This window comes from Marinobacter sp. UBA3604, assembly GCF_002375325.1.
Lineage (GTDB): Bacteria > Pseudomonadota > Gammaproteobacteria > Pseudomonadales > Oleiphilaceae > Marinobacter > Marinobacter salarius.
Window position 1 is genome coordinate 1 of record NZ_DFMB01000057.1, and the last position, 21896, is coordinate 21896.

The window sequence follows — 21896 nt, forward strand, 5'->3', positions numbered from 1 at the left end:
GCGCCATGCCTGGCGCACAACAAAAAAACCCGCCAGACTCCGGAGAGCGGCGGGCTTTTGTCGAAGGCAGAGCCTTACAGCGCGGACAGATCCGTCGGCTGCTCACCTTCCTTCACTTCCTTCATGGACAGCTTCACGCGTCCACGGTTGTCCACATCCAGAACCTTCACCAGAACTTCCTGACCTTCGCTCAGCTCGTCAGTCACGTTCTCGATGCGACGCTCGGAGATCTGGGAAATGTGCACCAGACCATCCTTGCCAGGCAGGATGTTAACAAAGGCACCGAAGTCCACGATGCGCTCAACGCGACCACTGTAGATAGCGCCAACTTCGATTTCCGCAGTGATTTCCATCACCCGCTTCATCGCAGCATTGGCCGCATCCTGATTGTCGGCATAGATCTTCACGTTGCCATCGTCATCCAGATCAATGGAAGCACCGGTCTCGTCACAGATGGAGCGGATAGTGGAACCGCCCTTGCCGATAACGTCGCGGATCTTCTCCGGGTTGATCTTGATGGTCGTGATGCTCGGCGCGCGGCTGGAAAGCTCTTTGCGCGGCGCAGAGATAACCTTGGCCATCTCACCCAGGATGTGCAGACGTGCTGCATTGGCCTGATCCAGCGCAATTTCCATGATCTCGTCGGTGATGCCCTGAATCTTGATGTCCATCTGCAGAGCAGTGATACCCTCAGAGGTACCCGCCACTTTAAAGTCCATATCGCCGAGGTGATCCTCATCACCCAGGATATCGGTCAGAACCGCGAACTGGTCGCCTTCCTTGACCAGACCCATGGCGATACCGGCCACCGGCGCCTTGATGGGCACGCCCGCATCCATCAGTGCCAGGCTGGAACCACAGACAGACGCCATGGAGCTGGAGCCGTTGGATTCAGTGATCTCTGATACCGCACGGATGGTGTACGGGAATTCTTCCATGGTGGGCATAACCGCTGCCACACCACGCTTGGCCAGACGGCCGTGACCAACTTCACGACGACCCGGCGTACCCACACGGCCAGCTTCGCCAACGGAGTACGGAGGGAAGTTGTAGTGAAACAGGAACGGGTCTTTACGCTCACCTTCCAGGGCATCGATGATCTGCATATCACGCGCGGTACCGAGCGTGGTGGTTACGATGGCCTGGGTCTCGCCACGGGTGAACAGGGCAGAGCCGTGGGTGCTGGGCAGAACGCCAACTTCCACTTCGATCGGGCGAACGGTCTTGTTGTCGCGGCCGTCGATACGAGGCTTGCCGTCGATAACCTGCTGGCGAACGATGGTCTTCTCAACCTTGGCGAAATACTTCTTCACTTCGTCTTCCGCCGGCTGACCTTCTTCTTCTCCGGCCAGTTTTTCAACGGCAGCGGACTTGATCTCGCTCAAGCGGGCATAGCGCTCCATCTTGTCACGGATGCCATAGGCCTGCTCGATATCGGCCGAAAAGTCAGCCTTTACAGCGTTCAGAAGCTCAGTGTTCTCTGCTTCTGGCTGCCACTCCCAACGAGGCTTGCCAACTTCAGCGGCAAATTCCTTGATCGCGGTAACCGCTGTCTGCATTTCCTGGTGCCCGAAGAGCACGGCGCCGAGCATCTGGTCTTCTGTCAGGCCCTTGGCTTCGGATTCAACCATCAGAACCGCGTCTTCAGTACCGGCAACCACCATGTCCAGCAGGGAGGTTTCCAATTCTTCAAAGGTCGGGTTCAGGAAGTAGCCACGCTCATTGGTGTATGCGACGCGGGATGCACCGATAGGACCATCGAACGGGATACCGGAGATGGACAGGGCGGCGGAAGCGGCCAGCATGGCGGCAATATCCGGATCCTGGTTCTTGCTGGAGGACATGACCGTAGTGATGACCTGGGTTTCGTTCATGAATCCCTTGGGAAACAGCGGACGAATCGGACGGTCAATCAGGCGGGACGTCAGGGTTTCTTTCTCGGACGGACGGCCTTCACGCTTAAAGAAACCACCCGGGATTTTGCCTACAGCGTAGGTTTTCTCAAAGTAGTTGACGGTCAGCGGGAAAAACGGCTGGCCCGGCTTGGCTTCCTTGGCCGCAACCACGGTACCCAGTACCGAAATGTCGTCTACGGTGACCAGCACAGAGCCGGTGGCCTGGCGGGCGATGCGACCGGTTTCAATGGTGACGGTCTTGCCGCCGAGTTCGAACGATTTTTTAACGGGATTAAGATCCACGGTAACTCCTGAATTCATCATTTCAATTGGTTGACCCGGATAACTCGCCCCTGCGAATTATCCGCTATAACTGCAACATCGCCTGAAGTGATGAACTGAAGGGTAGCCCGTCTGAAAGCTAACAGGCTGTTGCAAAACCCCGGGGCGTAAGCCACCTGGCTAAACCGGGCTTTTCAACAACCTGCTATCAATTTCAGCTTTCCGTTACGACAGGGAGTTCCTTCAGGGTTCACAGACAGACACGATGCAGGAGAGAGGCACAACCAGCGGGACTATCAAAGCCCCGCCGGCCGTTAAGTACAACCGGATTAGCGACGCAGGCTCAGACGCTGGATCAGGTCCAGGTAGCGGTCTGCGTTCTTACGCTTCAGGTAATCCAGCAGTTTACGACGCTGGTTAACCATCCGGATCAGACCACGGCGGGAATGGTGATCCTGCTTGTTGGTCTTGAAGTGATCCTGCAGCTTGTTGATGTTGTGGCTCAACAGTGCAACCTGAACTTCAGGAGAACCGGTATCGCCATCACCCTGCTGAAAATCCTTAACGATCTGTGCTTTCTCGTCGGCAGAAAGTGCCATAAAACTCACCTCATTGTCGCGATGCTATCGAATTCGGCCGAACCACGCATCTCTACAGCCCGGCTAACTGGCAATAACCCTCAAAGGGCTATCAGCCACTCTTCACCAGACGACGAGGCACCAGTTTGGTCGCCTCCCCCTCCGGGAATCCTTCCGCCAGCCCGACAAAACGCCCGTTGCCATAAAGGCGAACGAACCCTTCCGCGGGCTGACCCGATATTCTAACTGGTTGTCCGTTCAATATCGACACCAGCGAACTGCCTTCCAGATCCCGCTCCGGGAACATGGACAGAGCAGCATCCGGGGCCACCAGCAGGCCATCCAGACTTTCACCTTCTTCGCGCATGGACTCCAGCATTGAAACCTCACGGGCATCCGCCAGCGTGAAACCGGAGGCCATGGTGCGGCGCAGTGCCGTGACATGGGCACCGCAGCCCAATGCCTCGCCAATGTCCTCCACCAGCGAGCGAATATAGGTGCCTTTCGTGCAACTTACCGCGATATCAATCTCGGTCTCGCGCACCTCCAGCAGCGTCAGCTCGTATATGGTCACCGGGCGCGACGGACGCTCCACCTCAATACCTTCGCGCGCGTATTCATAGAGCGGTTTGCCCTTGTGCTTTAGCGCGGAGTACATGGAGGGAACCTGCTGGATATCGCCACGAAAGCGCTCCAACACCGGTTCCAGTGCATCGGCATCGAGCCCAGGGGGCACAGGTTTCTCAGCAACCACGGCACCTTCGCTGTCCCCGGTTTCGGTACGGACACCCAGGCGAGCGGTGGCGATGTAGGCTTTGTCGCTGTCCAGCATCATCTGGGAAAACTTGGTGGCTTCACCAAAGCACAACGGCAACACGCCCGTGGCCAGCGGGTCCAACGCACCGGTGTGACCGGCCTTGGCCGCCCCGAACAGGCGTTTTACCTGCTGCAGGATGCCGTTGGACGTAATGTCCATCGGCTTGTCGATCACCAGTATGCCGTTTACATCGCGACCTTTACGACGTCGACTCAAGCCTTTTGCTCCGGATCATCAGACGCCCCGTCGTTGCGGGCGTCGTCGTCACGGTCAACCACTGGCTTGTCGCCAACCGCTTCCCGAATCAGGTTGTCCATGTGACGGCTGTGCCCAAGCAACGTATCGAAATGAAAACGCAACTGGGGCGTCACCCGCAATTTCATGGCACGGCCGACCTGCCCTTTCAGGAAGCCAGCCGCTTTATTCAGCACTGTCAGGGAATCCCGCACCTGCGGCGACTCCTCGGTCAGCTCTTCGGTGGTCAGCAGCGATACGTAAACGTCTGCATACCCCAGGTCACGGCTCACCTTGACGGCATTCACCGTGACCATGCCCACCCGCGGGTCTTTGACCTCCCGCTGGATGAGCTGGGCCAGCTCCCGCTGCATCTGATCGCCGATGCGATCAATCCGGCTGAACTCTCTTGGCATCAGGTTTCCTTTAATCTCAGGCGCATCACGCGCCGGTGGACTCAAGCTTACGCTCAACCCGAACGCGATCGAATACCTCGATCTGGTCGCCGACTTTCACGTCGTAGCCCTTAACGCCGATACCACATTCCATACCGTTGCGGACTTCCGGCACGTCGTCCTTGAAGCGGCGCAGCGATTCCAGCTCGCCTTCAAAGATAACCACGTTGTCACGCAGGACACGGATCGGCTTGTTGCGGTAAACGTTACCCTCGGTGACCATACAGCCAGCCACCTGGCCAAACTTCGGCGAACGGAACACATCACGCACATCGGCAATGCCCACGATATCCTCGCGGAATTCCGGCGCCAGCATGCCGGTCAGAGCTGCTTTCACATCATCAATCAGGTTGTAGATGATGCTGTAGTAGCGTAGATCCAGACCTTCCTGCTCCACCAGACGCTTGGACGCGGTGTCCGCACGCACGTTGAAGCCGAAGATAACCGCGTTGGTCGCCATGGCCAGACTGATGTCCGTCTCTGCGATACCACCAACGCCCGACGACACGATCTTGACCTGTACTTCGTCGTTACCAAGATCCTGCAGCGACTTGGTGATGGCTTCCAGGGAACCACGAACGTCGGTCTTGAGCACCACGTTGAGGGTTTTGACCTCGTCCTTGCCCATATTCTCGAACAGGTTCTCAAGCTTCGCAGCCTGCTGCCTGTGCAGACGCTGCTCCCGCTCGCGGGACTGACGGAATTCCGCCAGTTCCTTGGCCTTCTTCTCGTCAGCCACAGCAAAGAACTCATCACCAGCGTTCGGCGTGCCATTCAGGCCCAGGATTTCCACCGGAATGGAAGGCCCGGCTTCTTTGACCTGCTTGCCGGCCTCGTCGGTCATGGCGCGAACCTTACCGAAGAAGGAACCAGCCACCACCATCTCGCCCTGACGGAGCGTGCCGTTCTGCACCAGTACGGTAGCCACGGAACCGCGACCACGCTCAAGGCTGGATTCGACCACCACACCCTTCGCAGGTGCATCCGGAGAGGCCTCGAGCTCAAGGATTTCAGCCTGCAGCAGCAGTGCCTCAAGCAGATCTTCAATGCCGTCACCGGTATGGGCGGATACAGGGATAAACTGAACGTCACCGCCCCAGTCTTCCGGAATAACTTCCATACCCGCCAATTCGGTCTTGATACGATCCGGGTCGGCCTCTTCCTTGTCCATCTTGTTGATGGCAACGACGATGGGAACGCCGGCGGAACGTGCGTGATCCACGGCTTCCTTGGTTTGCGGCATAACGCCGTCATCGGCGGCCACCACCAGGATAACGATATCGGTGCACTGGGCACCCCGCGCACGCATCGCCGTGAAGGCGGCGTGGCCCGGAGTATCCAGGAAGGACACCATGCCATGGTCGGTTTCAACGTGGTACGCACCGATGTGCTGGGTGATACCCCCAGACTCGCCGGACGCCACCTTGGTGCGGCGAATGTAATCCAGCAGCGAGGTCTTACCGTGGTCAACGTGACCCATCACACTGACAACCGGCGCACGCTTGGTCTTTTCCTTGCCTTCAAAGGAGAATTCGCTCAGAACCTCTTCCTCAAACGCATCTTCACTCACTGTGTTGGCTTTGTGACCGAGTTCCTCAGTCACCAGCACAGCGGTTTCCTGATCGAGAGCCTGGTTGATTGTCGCCATTACCCCCATGCCCATCAGTTTCTTGATGACGTCCGCTGACTTGACCGCCATCCGCTGGGCAAGATCACCCACTGTGATCGTCTCGGGAATATCGACTTCTCGTACCATTGGCTTGGTCGGCCTCTCGAAAGCATGACGCTTTTCTTTGGGTTTCTTTTTCGCACGGAGCGGCTTGCGCAGCGTGGTGTCTTCTTCCTCTTCATTGATAATCAGAGGCTCTTCCACCGGACGGCTGCGCGGCCCACGATGCCCTGCGGACTTCTTCTTGGGCTTGCCCTCCTCGGGCTCATCACCGCGCTCGCGGGCCTTTTCCTTCTTCTTCTTCGGCTTTCGGTCCTTGCCTTCGCCTTCTTCAGGCGGCGGAATCGGCATGTCTTCCGGCGCGGGAACCGGTGACGGTTCCGGCTCAGCAGCCACTTCCGGCTGAGCTTTTTCAGCCGGTTTTTCGTCAGCAGCCGGCTCTTCAGCCGGAGAATCTGACACCGGCGCTTCCGGCTTCGGCGCATCCGCAGGCTGTGTCTGCTCAGCCGCGACTGTCGCTGGGGCCTCTTCCGGGGCCGCAGCCGCCTGCTCGGCAGCTTCTTCCTGCTTCGCCGCTTCCGGTTCGAGCTCGGCGCGCTTGATATACGTACGGCGCTTGCGAACCTCAACATTGACCGTTTTGGTACGGCCCGCTTTCAGCGTGGTTGTTGTCTTGCGCTTAAGAGTGATTTTCTTGGGCTCAGCCTCACTCTCACCGTGATTCTTTTTCAGATAGGTCAGCAACTGCTGCTTCTCATCACTGGTAACAGAATCCCCTTCGGAGCGGGCTTTCAGGCCAGCCTCCACGATCTGTCGCAGCAAACGATCCACGGGAGCGCCTACATCTGCGGCCAGTTGTTTTACCGTTACATCAGCCATACTGGTCCTCCTCCCGATTAAGCCTGGTCTTCAAACCAGGGGGCGCGTGCTGCCATAATCAACTGGCCGGCACGCTCTTCTTCCATTCCTTCAATGTCGAGCAAGTCGTCAACCGACTGCTCTGCAAGATCTTCCATGGTACGAATCCCCATACCGGCCAGCTTGAAAGCCAGGCCACGATCCATACCGTCCATTGCGAGAAGATCTTCTGCGGGCTCAGCGCCCTCTAGCGCCTCTTCACTGGCCAGGGCCTGATTCAACAGGGCATCCTTGGCACGGCGACGCAATTCGGTCACGGTTTCTTCATCAAAACCGTCAATGGCAAGCATCTCTTCCATGGGGATGTACGCTACCTCCTCAATGGAGGTAAACCCTTCCTCAATGAGGACACCTGCAAATTCTTCGTCCACATCCAGATTGCCGGTGAAGTGCTCGAGCAGAGAATTATACTCCTGCTCCTGACGCTCACCTGCTTCCTCTTCTGTCATGACGTTCAGCGTCCAGCTGGTAAGGTCCGTCGCCAACCGAACATTCTGACCATTCCGGCCAATCGCCTGGGCCAGATTGTCCTCAGCTACTGCCACTTCCATGGTATGGCGGTCCTCGTCCATGACGATGGACGCCACTTCCGCCGGTGCCATGGCATTGATGACCAGTTGCGCGGGATTGTCGTCCCACAGCACGATATCCACACGCTCGCCACCCAACTCGTTGGAAACTGCCTGTACTCGTGAACCACGCATGCCCACGCAGGCACCCACCGGATCAATCCGGCGGTCGTTGGTCTTGACCGCAATCTTGGCGCGGGAGCCTGGATCCCGGGCTGCGCCACGAATCTCAATCAGCTCCTCCGCGATTTCCGGCACCTCAATGCGGAACAGTTCGATCAGCATCTGCGGATCGGTACGGCTCAGAATCAGCTGCGGGCCGCGATGATCGGTACGGATTTCCTGCAGCAGAGAGCGCACACGATCGCCCATACGGAACGTTTCACGGGGAATCAGGTGTTCACGGGGCAGCAAGGCTTCGGCGTTGGCACCCAGATCCACGATGACGTTGTCACGTGTCACTTTCTTTACGGTGCCAGAGACGAGCTCACCCACGCGATCCCGGTAGCTGTCGACAATCTTGGTGCGCTCGGCTTCCCGCACTTTCTGGAATATGATCTGTTTCGCTGCCTGGGCACCAATACGGCCGAAGGCAACGGATTCCACTTTCTCTTCGTGGATATCGCCGGGCTGCAGACTCTTGTCGATTTCTTCCGCTTCCTGCATGGTCAGCTCGGTGCCCAAAGCAGGAACCGCATCGTTATCAACCACCAGCCAGCGACGAAACGTTTCATATTCGCCGGTGCGGCGATCGATGGAAACGCGGATGTCCGCTTCCTCGTCGTCGTAGCGTTTTTTGGCAGCGGTGGCGAGTGCCAGCTCGATTGCTTCGAAGATCACGTCCTTCTCGACACCTTTCTCGTTCGAGACGGATTCAACCACCAGCAAGATCTCTTTACTCATTGGATTGCCCTGCCCTTAAAAATAAACTTTGCGTCCACTGACTTACTCAAATACCGGAACGATGTTGGCTTTCTCGATGCTATCGAATGGCAACAGGTATTCGTGATCATCAACAACCACGACAACGTCTTCACCTTCAATGCCTTTAATCAGCCCCTGAAACTTGCGACGCCCCTCAAATGCCATTCGTAATTTGATCTGGACCTGGTGGCCTGCGAATGCCTCATATTGCTCCAGACGGAACAACGGCCGGTCCATGCCCGGAGAAGATACCTCCAGGGTATACTCCGTCTGAATGGGGTCTTCCACATCCATTACGCCGCTGGCCTGGCGACTGACTTTCTCACAGTCTTCAATGCCGATGCCGTTTTCAGCATCGTCAATAAAAATTCTCAACAGGGAATGGTGTCCCTGGGAGCGAAATTCAATGCCCCAAAACTCGTAACCCAAGCCTTCCACAATGGGCCTGAGCAATTCTTCCAGCTGCTTCAACTTGGCTGACAAGGTTATCCCGTCTCCGTTACTCGATTTTTCCGACCCCAAAAACAAAAAAAGGGCTGTTGATCAGCCCTTTTTATGCACCAGGGCCTGATGCGCCAGGCCCCTTAATCAAAAAGCCCCTAAAAAGTGGGGCCCTTTGTTGCAAGAACTCACAGGGGAAAAGCAATCTAAACACCCCCTGCTGACAGACACCTGGCCTGCCTGGAACCGGCAGGGCAAACTGTGCCCGGAGCCCGCTCCAATATCCGCCGGAGTATAGAGACGCCGGCCTTACTGGTCAAGGACTGACCAAAAAAAAACGGCCTGGTAAATCCAAGCCGTTTTTCTTCTTATATGGTGCCCAGGGCCGGACTCGAACCGGCACGGCTTTCGCCACTACCCCCTCAAGATAGCGTGTCTACCAGTTCCACCACCTGGGCAGCACCTTTACTCGAGCTCGGGGAGTTTATTTTCATCCCCGCGCCCGTCTTCGCCTTCTGTCGCTGATTCACCCTCAGCCTGCCCGGCATCCGATTCGGCCGGTGACTCCTGGACTACAGGAATACCCGCCTCACCTGCCACTTCGGCACGCTGCTTGGCAAATACAGCCAGCGAAAAACTCGTTACAAAAAATACGATAGCCAGCAAAGTTGTGGCACGGGTCAGAAAGCTACTGCTGCCCTCGCTGCCAAACACGGTCTGGGAGGCGCCGCCACCAAATGCAGCACCGGCATTGGCACCCTTACCCTGCTGGAGCAGGACCAGCGTCACCAGCGCCACCGCAATGAGCACGTGCAGAACGACAACCAGTGTTTCGACCCAATCCATAATGACTCTCTAATGACTCTTGCTAATGGCTTTCGCGAACCTTTAACGCTCAGGACTTGCCTGGCACCGCCCGGCAAATACTTACAAAATCGTTTGCATCCAATGACGCGCCACCAATCAACCCGCCATCGATGTCCGGCTGAGCAAAAAGCGCCGCGGCATTATCCGCTTTTACACTGCCGCCGTAAAGCAGCGATATCTCATCCGCCGGAGCCCCAAGGGACTTCAACACATCGCGGATAGCGGCATGCATGGCCTGAGCATCATCAGCGGTGGCGGTTTTACCCGTCCCTATGGCCCAAACCGGCTCATAGGCGATCACAACCTGCTGCCATGACTCACTGCCAACGTCGACGAGGGCCTTGCGAACCTGTCGCGACACGACACCTTCAGCCTTGCCCGCATCACGTTCTTCGAGGGTCTCGCCAACGCAAACAACAGCGACCAACCCTGACGTCAGGGCCTGCCCGACCTTGGTGGCAACCTGCTCATCGGTTTCGCCGAAGAGCTGCCTGCGCTCCGAATGCCCGACCAAGGTAAAACCACAGCCGCAATCTTTTGCCATCGCCGCGGAAATTTCCCCGGTGTAGGCGCCTGAATCCCAGCACGCTACATTCTGAACACCAACAGCCAGCTTATCGCCAGCCTGCTCAGCAACATCGCCAACATACAGGGCGGGAGGAATAATAACAGCCTCCACACCATTATCAAACGATGCTAATTCGGACCGGACTTGACCAACCAGATTGCTTACCAAGTCTTTCGACCCGTTCATTTTCCAGTTGCCGGCGACAATCTTACGGCGCATAAAAAATCCCTGATTCAAGGGAGGGCGAACTATACAGCAGTCTTTTACAGCAGACAACTGCCCCTAAGCACAAAATCATGCCCGGGAATTCTCAACCACAACAGCCAGTTCCTCGGCAATTTTCACGATTTGTGCCTCATCCTGCCCTTCCGTCATTACCCGGATCAGAGGCTCGGTGCCCGACGCCCTCAGCAGCACGCGACCACCGCCACCCAGCCTGGCCTCCGCCGACTCCACTGCCCTGACAATATCGTCACGCCCGAGAGGATCAAAACGCTGGTCGACCCGTACATTGATCATCTTCTGAGGCAACTTGCTCATACCCTGGCGAAGGTCTGCCAGGGAGCTACCTGCGCGACGAATGGCCAACAATACCTGGAGCGCAGACACAATACCGTCACCAGTGCTGGTGCAATCCCGGATGACCATATGGCCGGAACCTTCACCGCCGAGCAGCCAGCCCCTGTCGATAAGCCGCTCCATGACGTAACGGTCACCGACTTTGGCACGCTCGAAATCAATACCCTGCTCCCTGAGCGCCAACTCAACGCCCAGATTGGTCATCAGGGTACCCACAACGCCCCCTTTCAAGGTTCCGGCGGCATGACGTTGCGCGGCAATCACGTAGAGCAACTCGTCGCCATCGACTTCCGAGCCGTCACGATCCACCATGAGTACCCGGTCACCGTCGCCATCAAAGGCGATCCCGAGATCGGCCTGCTTCTCCAGAACGGCCTTGCTCAATGATCCCATGTGAGTGGAACCGACATTAAGATTGATATTCAGACCATCAGGCTCGCCCCCTACCACAGAAATCTTCGCTCCCAACTCACGGAACACTTTCGGGGCAACGTGGTAGGTAGCACCGTGCGCGCAATCCAGGACAATATGAAGTCCTTCGAGTGAAAACTCGTTGGGTACCGTACTCTTACAGAACTCAACGTATCGGCCTGGCGCGTCATCAACTCGGAACGCCTTGCCTAACTCTTTCGAGCCGCAGACCTCAATGGGCTTATCCAGCCATTTCTCGATCTCTGTTTCCAGAGCATCATCCAGCTTGGTCCCAGCGGAGGAGAAAAACTTGATACCGTTGTCGTGGTGCGGATTATGGGACGCACTGATGACAATACCCGCCGAGGCGCGAAAGGTTCGGGTCAAGTAGGCGATCGCAGGGGTGGGCATGGGCCCGAGCAACTTCACGTCCACTCCGGCCGCGGACAAACCCGCCTCAAGGGCGGATTCGAACATATAGCCCGAAAGACGGGTGTCTTTACCAATCAGCACACTGTTACGCTGCCCATCCCGCTTGAAGGCCTGCCCCGCAGCCCAACCCAGGCGCAGCATAAATTCGGGGGTTATTGGAAATTCGCCCACCCGGCCCCGGATACCGTCCGTGCCGAAATATTTTCTGTCGCTCATCGTCCAGCTTCCTCCATTGCCGTCACCACTTTAACGGCATCGACTGTTTCCCTGACATCGTGGACGCGAATGATGGATGCGCCCTTCATGGCGGATATTGTCGCGGCAGCGAGGCTTGCGGGCAAGCGTTCACTGACATCACGACCGGTGATATGGCCCAGCATACTCTTGCGGGAGATCCCCACCAGTATCGGGTGCCCCAATAACTGCAACTGCTCCAGAGACGCCAATAGCTGTAGATTGTGCTGTGGAGACTTGCCAAAACCGAAGCCGGGATCAAGGATAATGTTGTCTGGCCGCACACCGGCTTTTTCAATCACTCGCATCCGCTCGGTGAGGAACGAACTCACCTCCCGCCGCACATTCCGGTAGCGCGGGTCATCCTGCATGGTGTCGGGCTCGCCCTGTATGTGCATAACGCACACCGGAACCCCGGCATGGGCCGCAATCTCCGGCGCGCCTTCCCGCTGCAGCGCCCTGACGTCATTGATCATCCCGGCCCCCAGCTTTACGACTTCCGACATAACCCGCGGAGTACTGGTATCGACCGAGACAATAACGTCTAACTCACGCGCAATCGCCTCCACCACCGGACACACACGCTCAAGCTCTTCCTCGACAGGCACGGGAGTCGCACCTGGCCGCGTGGATTCACCCCCCACATCAATAAAGGCTGCGCCGTCCGCCACCATCTCGCGGGCCCGAGCCAAGGCCATCTCCACGGTATTAAAACGGCCACCATCTGAAAATGAGTCCGGCGTAACGTTCAGGATTCCCATCACATGGCAACTGGACATGTCCAGCGCCCTGCCCGCGAAGTTCATCTGCATAACCAACCTTTTCCGCAACCCGCAAAAACAAACGCCGCCCCGTCAGGGGCGGCGTTCAGTCTTCAACTACATCGGACCAGTATCCAGCCTGGCTCAGTGCTCACCGGCCGGTCGACCAACACCCGGTTGGTGACCGTCGTCGGAACCCTTCGGAGCAGGCGCCTGCTCAGGCTCATCAGCCGGAACACCACCGGACGGACCGCTATCACCCCAACCTTTCGGCGGACGGGGCTCACGACCTTCCATGATGTCATCAATCTGGTAACGGTCGATGGTCTCGTATTTCATCAGGGCATCGGCCATCAGATCGAGCTTGTCACGGTTATCGACGAGCAACTGCTTCGCCTTTTCATAACAGCTGTCGATGATATTGCGAACTTCCTCATCGATACGCTGCGCCGTTTCCGGAGAATAGACCGTTTGCGCCTGACCGGCAGAGCGACCGAGGAAAGGCTCTTCGCTGTCTGTATCGTACTGCAGCGGGCCGAGCTTCTCCGACAGCCCCCAACGCGTGACCATATTACGCGCCAGACTGGTTGCCCGCTCGATATCGTTGGAAGCACCGGTGGTGACACCATCGAAACCAAGGGTCAGTTCTTCGGCAATACGGCCACCAAACAGACTGCAGATGGAACTGATCAGGAAGCGCTTGCTGTGGCTGTACTTGTCTTCCTCTGGCAGGAACATTGTGACACCCAATGCGCGGCCGCGAGGAATAATACTGACCTTGTAGACCGGATCATGCTCAGGCATCAGACGCCCGACAATGGCGTGACCGGACTCGTGGTATGCCGTATTACGCTTCTCTTTCTCGCTCATGACCATGGATTTGCGCTCGGCGCCCATCATGATCTTGTCTTTCGCGAGCTCAAACTCTTCCATGGAAACCAGACGCTGGTTACGACGGGCCGCAAACAACGCAGCTTCGTTCACCAGGTTCGCCAGGTCAGCACCCGAGAAACCGGGCGTGCCACGGGCAATCAACACAGGCTCCACCCCATCGGCCAGAGGCACTTTCTTCATGTGAACCTTGAGAATCTGCTCACGACCGATGATGTCCGGCAGCCCGACAACGACCTGGCGGTCAAAGCGACCCGGGCGGAGCAACGCCGGGTCCAGTACGTCCGGACGGTTGGTGGCGGCAATCACGATAACGCCTTCGTTGCCCTCGAAGCCGTCCATCTCTACCAGCAACTGGTTCAGTGTCTGCTCACGCTCGTCGTGACCGCCACCCATGCCAGCGCCACGATGGCGGCCAACGGCATCGATCTCGTCGATGAAGATGATACAGGGGCTCTGCTTCTTGGCCTGCTCGAACATGTCACGGACACGAGAGGCACCCACGCCCACGAACATTTCCACGAAGTCCGAACCGGAGATTGAGAAGAATGGCACCTTGGCCTCGCCGGCAATCGCCTTGGCGAGCAGGGTCTTACCAGTACCCGGCTGACCCACCATCAGTACGCCCTTGGGGATACTGCCACCAAGACGCTGGAACTTGCTGGGATCCCGCAGGAAATCCACCAACTCCTTGACGTCTTCCTTGGCCTCGTCGACACCGGCAACGTCACCAAAGGTGGTTTTGATCTGATCCTCGCTCATCAGGCGGGCTTTACTCTTGCCAAAGGACATAGGCCCTTTGCCACCGCCACCGCCCTGCATCTGTCGCATGAAAAATACGAACAGCGCGATAATGATAAGGATGGGGAAGGCAGCCACCAACAGTTGGGTCCAGAGACTTTGACGCTCCGGCTCCTTACCGATGACTTCCACGTTGTTGGCCAGCAGATCATCCATCAGCTTGTTGTCGGACACCTGGGGGCGGATGGTCTGGAACTGGGAGCCGTCACCACGGGTACCCTGAACCTGCAGACCGTCAATGGTGACCTGACGGACCTGTCCGTCCTGCACCATTTCCACAAACTGCGAATAATTGACCTGTTGTCCGCTGGTGGTGGGCGTGAAATTCTGAAACACCATCAGCAGTACGGCGGCTATAATCAGCCAGAGAACCAGATTTTTTGCCATATCGTTCAAGGATCGTCACCTGTGAATTGAAGGATCGCCCCGTCAGGAGAAAGCCTTTTCTGACACCTTACACCAATTGTACGCCCGTCCACCAGAATCGGCCTATCCGTATCGACCACTGCGGGGGCGTCAATCCCACGGTCATTCCGTTCCGGGGCGGGTCAGCCCTTAAATCCCTTGCACACCTGATAAATCTCCCTGGATCTTGCACGGGAGGAGTCAGGCTTCCTGCTGACAACGGTGCCAAAACTTTTACGCATTTCAGCCAGCAGGGCATCAAATCCCTCTCCCTGAAATACCTTGGCGACAAACACGCCGCCGGGCTTCAGGACTTGCTGAGCCATATCCAGCGCCAGCTCCACCAAGCCCATGGCGTTGGGAATATCCACTGCTGCCATACCACTCATATTGGGTGCCATATCCGAAATTACAACGTCAGCGCGGCGATCACCCAGTAAATCCAGCAATTCGTCCAGCACTGACTGCTCGGTGAAATCGCCCTGAACGAACGCCACACCCGCAATCGGGTTCATCTCGAGAATATCGCTGGCGACCACCGTGCCATTGTCACCAACCCGCTCTACCGCCACCTGGGACCAGCCACCAGGCGCGGCACCCAAATCCACAACGGTCTGCCCGGGCCGAAACAGGCGGTCTTTGTTGTCGAGCTCAATCAGCTTGTAGCTGGCCCGCGAACGATAGCCGTCTTCCCGGGACTTTTTGACCCAGACATCATCAAAATGTTCCTTCAGCCAGCGGTCACTGGTTTTCGAGCGAGCCAAGACCTACCTCCATAAAGCGCTCCAATTGGACCTCCAATCATCTGGGTACGTGGTAACGGCGATTTCACCGGCCGATTGATCTGATACAATCCCGCGATTATACGGAATTGGCGAGCATTTCGCCGCTGACGTTTTATTAATCGCACCCATAAAGAGATCACATAATGAGTCTTTCGCCGGAACAGCGCCGGGAATACCGGGGCATCGCCCACAACCTGAAGCCCGTTATCATAGTCGGCGACAAGGGCCTGACCGAAGGGCTTCAGGAGGAACTCGAGCGGGCCCTGAACGACCACGAGCTGATCAAGATCAAAGTTGCCAGCCAAGACCGCGAAACCCGCCAGGAAGCCGTTGCCGCCCTGTGCGAAGCCGCCGGTGCGGAGCTGGTGCAGACCATCGGCAAGATCGCCGTGATCCTGCGCCGGGCGAAAAAGCCCAACCCCAAGCTGTCCAACCTGCTGCGCCAGAAACACTGACGCTGCCAGCACGCTAGAACCGCACAATGTAAAAAGCCGGCTGCTGTTCGCAGCCGGCTTTTTGTTTGCAGAATCCGCATCCGACGAATGTCAGATGTGCTCTACCTGCTCGATTTCATACTCAACGGTCCCCGAAGGCACTCGCACGGCAACCACGTCGCCCTCGCTTTTACCCACCAGCGCCCGCGCGATCGGCGAGGAAATGGACAGCTTTCCGGCCTTGATATCTGCCTCATCCTCACCAACGATCTGGTAGCTGACCTGCTCGTCGGTATCGACATTAAGCATTCGCACGGTGGTGCCGAAGATCACCTTGCCGGTGTTTTCGATGCTGTTGACGTCGATTACCTGGGCTGCGGACAGCTTGCCCTCGATTTCCTGGATACGTCCTTCGATAAAGCTCTGCTGCTCCCGAGCGGCATGGTATTCCGCGTTTTCTTTCAGGTCGCCGTGTTCGCGGGCATCGGAAATAGCCGCGATCACCCGGGGACGATCTTCGGACTTCAGTTTCTGAAGTTCCTCACGTAGGCGGATTTCGCCCGCCTTTGTCATGGGTACTCTGTCAGCCATAGTCTTACTTTCCTGCGTGTAGATCCTGGAGGCGGCGCACAGTGCGCTCGGGCCCGAACTTGATGGCCCTGCAGAAGGCTTCGCCGCCCGCCAGTGTCGTTGTATAGGTTACCTTGGTCTGCAGGGCCGACTGGCGAATCTGTGCCGAGTCGGAAATCGCCTTGCGACCTTCGGTGGTGTTAATAATCAGCTGTACCTGACCATTTTTAATAGCGTCCACGATGTGCGGACGCCCTTCACGAACCTTGTTCACCCGATCAACGGTGAGCCCGGCCTGCTTCAGAGCCTTGGCGGTACCAGTGGTGGCAATCACCTTGAAACCGGCGTCAATCAGATCCTGTGCCACTTTCGCGGCACCGGGCTTGTCGACGTCCCGTACGGACATGAAGGCCGTACCCTTGGCCGGCAGGCGCTCACCGGAGGCCAGGGCCGCCTTGGCGAAGGCTTCGTCAAAGCTGTCACCAATACCCATCACCTCACCGGTGGACTTCATTTCCGGCCCCAGGATGGGATCCACTGCCGGGAATTTGTTGAACGGGAACACCGATTCCTTGACGGAATAGTAAGTCGGCACAATTTCCTGAGTGAAGCCCTGCTCTGCCAGTGACTTGCCAGCCATGCAACGGGCCGCCACCTTGGCCAGTGACACACCGATGGCCTTGGACACAAACGGCACGGTACGGGACGCCCGCGGGTTCACCTCGATCACGTAGATCTCGCCACCCTGCCAGGCCAGCTGCACGTTCATCAGGCCGATAACATCCAGCTCAATGGCCATCTTCCGTACCGCTTCGCGCATTTCATCCTGCACGTCTTTCGGCAGGGTGTAGGGCGGCAGGGAACAGGCGGAATCACCGGAGTGCACGCCCGCTTGCTCAATGTGCTGCATGATGCCACCGATGACCACGTCCTTGCCGTCGCTGATGGCGTCAATGTCCACCTCGATGGCGGCGTTGAGGAAGTGATCCAGCAGCACCGGGCTGTCGTTGGAGACCAGCACGGCATTGCGCATGTAGCGAACCAGCTCCTCCTCGTCATAGACGATTTCCATGGCCCGACCACCCAGCACGTAGGAGGGGCGTACCACCAGCGGATAACCAATCTCGCGAGCCGCCAGGATGCCTTCTTCGTGGCTGCGCACGGTGGCATTCTCCGGCTGAATCAGGCCGAGGCGGCCGATCATCTGCTGGAAACGCTCCCGGTCTTCGGCGCGGTCGATGGCATCCGGGCTGGTACCGATAATCGGCACACCCGCCGCTTCCAGGCCACGGGCCAGCTTCAGCGGGGTTTGGCCGCCGTACTGGACAATCACGCCCTTGGGTTTTTCGACGTGGATGATTTCCAGCACGTCTTCCAGGGTAATGGGCTCGAAGTAGAGCCGATCCGAGGTGTCGTAGTCGGTGGAAACGGTTTCCGGGTTGCAGTTGATCATGATGGTTTCATAACCATCGTCGCGCATAGCGAGGGCGGCGTGAACACAGCAATAATCAAACTCAATACCCTGACCGATGCGGTTGGGGCCACCGCCAATGACAACGATTTTCTCGCGATCAGAGGCACCCGCCTCACACTCTTCCTCATAGGACGAATACATGTAGGCGGTTGATGAGGCAAATTCAGCCGCGCAGGTATCCACCCGCTTGTAGACCGGGCGAATGTCCAGATCATGGCGCAGCTTGCGCAAGCTGACTTCAGAAATGCTGAGCAGCTTGGCCAAGCGCGCATCGGAGAACCCTTTGCGCTTGAGGCGGAACAGCGTATCGCGATCAATATCCGCCTTGCCGGCGGATTTGAGGGCAGCCTCTTCTTTGATCAGGTCTTCGATCTGTACCAGATACCATGGATCTACATGGGTGTTGTTGAACACTTCTTCCACGGTCATCCCGGCTCGGAAGGCATCGCCGATGTACCAAAGGCGCTCGGCTCCAGGCACATTCAGTTCCTGGGTGAGGGTTTCCTGGCCGTCGGTGGTGCTTAGGTCGACCTTCTCTTCAAAACCGTCGGAGCCCACTTCCAGACCACGCATGGCCTTCTGCAGCGACTCCTGGAAGGTACGACCGATGGCCATCACCTCACCCACGGATTTCATCTGGGTGGTCAGGCGCGCATCAGCCTGGGGGAACTTCTCGAAGGTGAAGCGCGGAATCTTGGTGACCACATAGTCGATGCTGGGCTCGAACGAGGCCGGAGTAACACCACCGGTGATTTCATTGCGCAGTTCATCAAGGGTGTAACCCACCGCCAGCTTGGCCGCCACCTTGGCAATCGGAAAACCCGTTGCCTTGGACGCCAGCGCCGAAGAACGCGACACCCGGGGATTCATTTCGATGACGACGACACGGCCGTTGTCCGGGTTTACGCCAAACTGCACGTTGGAACCGCCAGTTTCCACACCGATCTCACGCAGTACCGCCAGAGAGGCGTTCCGCATGATCTGATATTCCTTGTCGGTGAGCGTCTGGGCCGGCGCGACGGTGATGGAGTCACCGGTGTGCACGCCCATCGCGTCAAAGTTTTCAATGGCGCAGACGATGATGCAGTTGTCGTTTTTGTCGCGGACAACTTCCATCTCGTACTCTTTCCAGCCAATCAGGGACTCATCGATCAGCAACTCGTTGGTCGGCGACAGGTCCAGACCACGGGTGCAGATTTCCTCGAATTCGTCGCGGTTGTAGGCAATACCGCCGCCGGAACCACCCATGGTGAAGGACGGGCGGATGATGCAGGGAAATCCGATGTCGTTGGCCACTTCCCAGGCTTCCGCCATGGAATGGGCGATCGTGGCGCGAGGGCACTCCAGGCCAATCTTCTTCATGGCCTTGTCAAAACGATCACGGTCTTCAGCTTTATCGATGGTGTCGGCGTTGGCGCCGATCATTTCCACACCATGCTCAGCCAGAACGCCGTGCTTTTCGAGGTCCAAAGCGCAGTTCAGGGCTGTCTGACCACCCATGGTAGGCAGCAATGCATCCGGCTGCTCTTTCTCGATGATCTTGGCAACGGTCTTCCAGGTGATGGGCTCGATGTAGGTGGCATCGGCCATTACCGGGTCGGTCATGATCGTGGCCGGGTTGGAGTTCACCAGAATAACCCGGTACCCCTCTTCACGCAGGGCTTTACAGGCCTGGGCTCCAGAGTAGTCAAACTCGCACGCCTGCCCGATCACGATGGGGCCCGCGCCCAGGATCAGAATGCTTTTAATGTCGGTACGCTTTGGCATCAACGTGCCTCCATCAGGCGGATAAATTCATCAAACAACGGCGCTACGTCGTGCGGGCCGGGGCTCGCCTCCGGGTGACCCTGAAAACTGTAGGCTGGCTTGTCGGTACGGCGGATTCCCTGCAGAGAACCGTCGAACAGGGATTTGTGGGTCGCCTCCAGATTGTCCGGCAGGCTGGTTTCGTCCACCGCAAATCCGTGGTTCTGACTGGTAATCATCACGGTACCATCGGCGATGTTCTGTACCGGATGGTTGGCGCCATGGTGGCCATGCCCCATCTTGATGGACTTGGCCCCGCTGGCCAGGGCCAGCAACTGGTGGCCAAGACAGATGCCGAAAACCGGAATGTCGGTCTCCAGCACATCGCGAATGGCGCTGATGGCGTAGTCACATGGCTCTGGGTCGCCGGGGCCGTTGGACAGGAAAACACCATCGGGATTCATCGCCAGCACATCGGCAGCGGGGGTCTGGGCTGGCACAACAGTGATATCACAGCCGCGACTGGCCAACATGCGCAGGATGTTGAGCTTCACACCGTAGTCCCAGGCGACGACCTTGAATTTTGATTCGGTGCGCTCGCCATAGCCACTTTCGATATCCCACTCACTCTGGCTCCAGGTCCAGGTTTTTTCCGAGGTGACTTCCTTCGCCAGATCCATGCCTTTCAGGCCCGGAAAAGCGTTGGCCAGCTCCAGAGCACGCTCGGCCGTGGCGTCTGCGCCGGCGACCACGGCGCCATTCTGGGACCCTTTATCCCGCAGGATTCGGGTCAGGCGACGGGTATCGATATCGGCAATGCCGACGATATTGTTGTCGCGCAGGTAGTCCTGTAGCGAGCCGGTGCTGCGCCAGTTGCTCACCAGCAGGGGCAGATCACGGATTATCAGGCCGGCGGCCTGGACGCGATCGGATTCGATGTCTTCTTCATTCACACCGGTGCTGCCGATGTGAGGGTATGTGAGGGTGACAATCTGGCGGGAGTAGGACGGGTCGGTCAGGATCTCCTGATAACCGGTCATGGCGGTGTTGAACACCACCTCTCCGCTGGTTTCCCCTTCAGCGCCAATGGCGGTGCCGTAAAACAGGCTTCCGTCTGCGAGTGCAAGGATGGCAGGTGTACTCAAGGCTTGTATCCTCATCGAGTGGCGTACAGGTTCGTCACGAACAGGAACGCAAGCGCAAATTCAGGTCGCAAAAAAGCGAGAGGGAGTTGAACTCCGTCCCGCTTTTTCTGTTGAGCGTTGTCAAAGCTACGCTTGGTGCAGTTAAACCGCCTTATTGTACGAAATATGGCAGTTTGTGTCCACGCGAAATCTTGCTCGTCGCTACTTCAGCCCCAACACATCCTGCATGTCGTACAACCCGGCCAGCTTACCTTCCAACCACAATGCCGCACGCATCGCACCTTTGGCAAACGTCATCCGGCTGCTGGCTTTGTGGGTAATTTCGATGCGCTCGCCCTCAGTGGCGAACAGAACGGTATGATCACCAACCACATCGCCGGCCCGAATGGTTTCGAAGCCGATCTCCTTGCGGGTACGCTCCCCGGTAAAGCCTTCACGGCCGTAGACAGCACATTCCTTTAGGTCTCGACCGAGGGCATCAGCGACAACTTCGCCCATTCGCAAGGCCGTACCCGACGGCGCGTCTTTCTTGTGGCGGTGGTGGGCTTCGATGATTTCCACGTCGTAGTCGTCACCCAGGGCTGCAGCGGCGGTGCGCAGCAGGTTGAGGGTGACGTTGACGCCCACACTCATGTTGGGGGCAAACACCACCGGGGCCTTTTCGGCGGCAACGGCGAGCTGTTCTTTCTCGGCGTCGGTCAGACCGGTGGTGCCGATCACGATCATTTTGCCGTTGGTTTTACAGAATTCCGCGTTTTCCAGGGTCAGATCCGGGAAGGTGAAGTCGATGAGCACGTCGAAATCATCCTTCACTTCGGCGAGGCTGCCAGCCATCTTGACGCCAGTCTTACCAATGCTGGTCATTTCACCGGCGTCGGCGCCGATAAGACTACTGCCTGGTTCGACAACTGCCGCGCCAAGTTCCAGGCCTTCAGTTCCGTCAACGGCTTCGATCAACACTTTGCCCATGCGCCCTGCGGCGCCGATGACTGCTACCCTCATCACGTCTGC

General features: G+C 57.6%; 18 protein-coding genes and 1 tRNA gene. 1 reads left to right on the forward strand and 18 read right to left on the reverse strand.

Features of this window, described 5'->3' with window-relative positions:
- Positions 1–74 precede the first annotated feature (74 nt).
- The 14 genes from pnp to rlmE all read right to left on the reverse strand — a co-directional run bounded on the left by pnp (position 75) and on the right by rlmE (position 15495).
- Positions 75–2198, reverse strand: a complete 2124-nt coding sequence (gene pnp, locus B2590_RS16485; protein ID WP_075194320.1) for a polyribonucleotide nucleotidyltransferase — start codon at positions 2196–2198, stop codon at positions 75–77.
- A gap of 308 nt (positions 2199–2506) precedes the next feature.
- The gene (gene rpsO / locus B2590_RS16490) at positions 2507–2776 is read right to left on the reverse strand and encodes a 30S ribosomal protein S15 (RefSeq protein ID WP_007153099.1); all 270 of its coding nucleotides are present in this window, start codon (positions 2774–2776) and stop codon (positions 2507–2509) included.
- Positions 2777–2867: 91 nt separating this feature from the next.
- Positions 2868–3788 carry a tRNA pseudouridine(55) synthase TruB gene (gene truB, locus B2590_RS16495; protein WP_126811546.1) on the reverse strand — a complete coding sequence of 307 codons (921 nt, stop codon included), beginning with the start codon at positions 3786–3788 and terminating at the stop codon, positions 2868–2870.
- Positions 3785–4222, reverse strand: coding sequence for a 30S ribosome-binding factor RbfA (rbfA, locus tag B2590_RS16500; protein ID WP_036207858.1), 438 nt, complete (start codon positions 4220–4222; stop codon positions 3785–3787). The genes truB and rbfA overlap by 4 nt, the downstream gene beginning before the upstream one ends.
- 25 nt (positions 4223–4247) lie before the next feature.
- The gene (infB, locus tag B2590_RS16505) at positions 4248–6809 is read right to left on the reverse strand and encodes a translation initiation factor IF-2 (RefSeq protein WP_286811349.1); all 2562 of its coding nucleotides are present in this window, start codon (positions 6807–6809) and stop codon (positions 4248–4250) included.
- 17 nt (positions 6810–6826) lie between these two features.
- Positions 6827–8320 carry a transcription termination factor NusA gene (nusA, locus tag B2590_RS16510; RefSeq protein WP_036212210.1) on the reverse strand — a complete coding sequence of 498 codons (1494 nt, stop codon included), beginning with the start codon at positions 8318–8320 and terminating at the stop codon, positions 6827–6829.
- A gap of 42 nt (positions 8321–8362) precedes the next feature.
- Positions 8363–8824, reverse strand: coding sequence for a ribosome maturation factor RimP (gene rimP / locus B2590_RS16515; RefSeq protein ID WP_036212208.1), 462 nt, complete (start codon positions 8822–8824; stop codon positions 8363–8365).
- A gap of 331 nt (positions 8825–9155) precedes the next feature.
- Positions 9156–9240 (reverse strand) — tRNA-Leu (locus B2590_RS16520).
- A gap of 7 nt (positions 9241–9247) precedes the next feature.
- Entirely contained in the window at positions 9248–9628 is a 381-nt protein-coding gene (secG, locus tag B2590_RS16525; protein ID WP_036212204.1) for a preprotein translocase subunit SecG, read from the reverse strand.
- 49 nt (positions 9629–9677) lie between these two features.
- A complete protein-coding gene (gene tpiA / locus B2590_RS16530; protein WP_199480558.1) occupies positions 9678–10436 on the reverse strand; it encodes a triose-phosphate isomerase in 759 nt (252 codons plus the stop codon).
- Between the two features lie 75 nt (positions 10437–10511).
- A complete protein-coding gene (gene glmM, locus B2590_RS16535) occupies positions 10512–11855 on the reverse strand; it encodes a phosphoglucosamine mutase (protein WP_286811348.1) in 1344 nt (447 codons plus the stop codon).
- Entirely contained in the window at positions 11852–12685 is an 834-nt protein-coding gene (gene folP / locus B2590_RS16540) for a dihydropteroate synthase (RefSeq protein ID WP_286811347.1), read from the reverse strand. The genes glmM and folP overlap by 4 nt, the downstream gene beginning before the upstream one ends.
- A 93-nt stretch (positions 12686–12778) precedes the next feature.
- A complete protein-coding gene (ftsH, locus tag B2590_RS16545) occupies positions 12779–14722 on the reverse strand; it encodes an ATP-dependent zinc metalloprotease FtsH (RefSeq protein WP_213479678.1) in 1944 nt (647 codons plus the stop codon).
- 152 nt (positions 14723–14874) lie between these two features.
- Complete coding sequence (rlmE, locus tag B2590_RS16550) at positions 14875–15495, reverse strand: 23S rRNA (uridine(2552)-2'-O)-methyltransferase RlmE (RefSeq protein WP_126811538.1); 621 nt, start codon at positions 15493–15495, stop codon at positions 14875–14877.
- A gap of 164 nt (positions 15496–15659) precedes the next feature.
- Between rlmE and yhbY the strand changes: the two genes are divergently transcribed.
- Positions 15660–15971 carry a ribosome assembly RNA-binding protein YhbY gene (gene yhbY, locus B2590_RS16555; RefSeq protein ID WP_091642825.1) on the forward strand — a complete coding sequence of 104 codons (312 nt, stop codon included), beginning with the start codon at positions 15660–15662 and terminating at the stop codon, positions 15969–15971.
- A gap of 90 nt (positions 15972–16061) precedes the next feature.
- On the opposite strand, the gene greA is transcribed toward yhbY, so the two are convergent.
- The 4 genes from greA to dapB form a co-directional block, all read right to left on the reverse strand.
- On the reverse strand, positions 16062–16541 hold the full coding sequence (gene greA, locus B2590_RS16560) for a transcription elongation factor GreA (protein WP_075194314.1): 480 nt from the start codon (positions 16539–16541) through the stop codon (positions 16062–16064).
- A gap of 4 nt (positions 16542–16545) precedes the next feature.
- Positions 16546–19761: a carbamoyl-phosphate synthase large subunit gene (gene carB / locus B2590_RS16565; protein ID WP_091642823.1), complete on the reverse strand. Its 3216-nt coding sequence runs from the start codon at positions 19759–19761 to the stop codon at positions 16546–16548.
- On the reverse strand, positions 19761–20885 hold the full coding sequence (gene carA, locus B2590_RS16570; protein WP_286811346.1) for a glutamine-hydrolyzing carbamoyl-phosphate synthase small subunit: 1125 nt from the start codon (positions 20883–20885) through the stop codon (positions 19761–19763). The genes carB and carA overlap by 1 nt, the downstream gene beginning before the upstream one ends.
- A 201-nt stretch (positions 20886–21086) precedes the next feature.
- Positions 21087–21887: a 4-hydroxy-tetrahydrodipicolinate reductase gene (gene dapB, locus B2590_RS16575; RefSeq protein WP_286811350.1), complete on the reverse strand. Its 801-nt coding sequence runs from the start codon at positions 21885–21887 to the stop codon at positions 21087–21089.
- Positions 21888–21896: the final 9 nt, after the last annotated feature.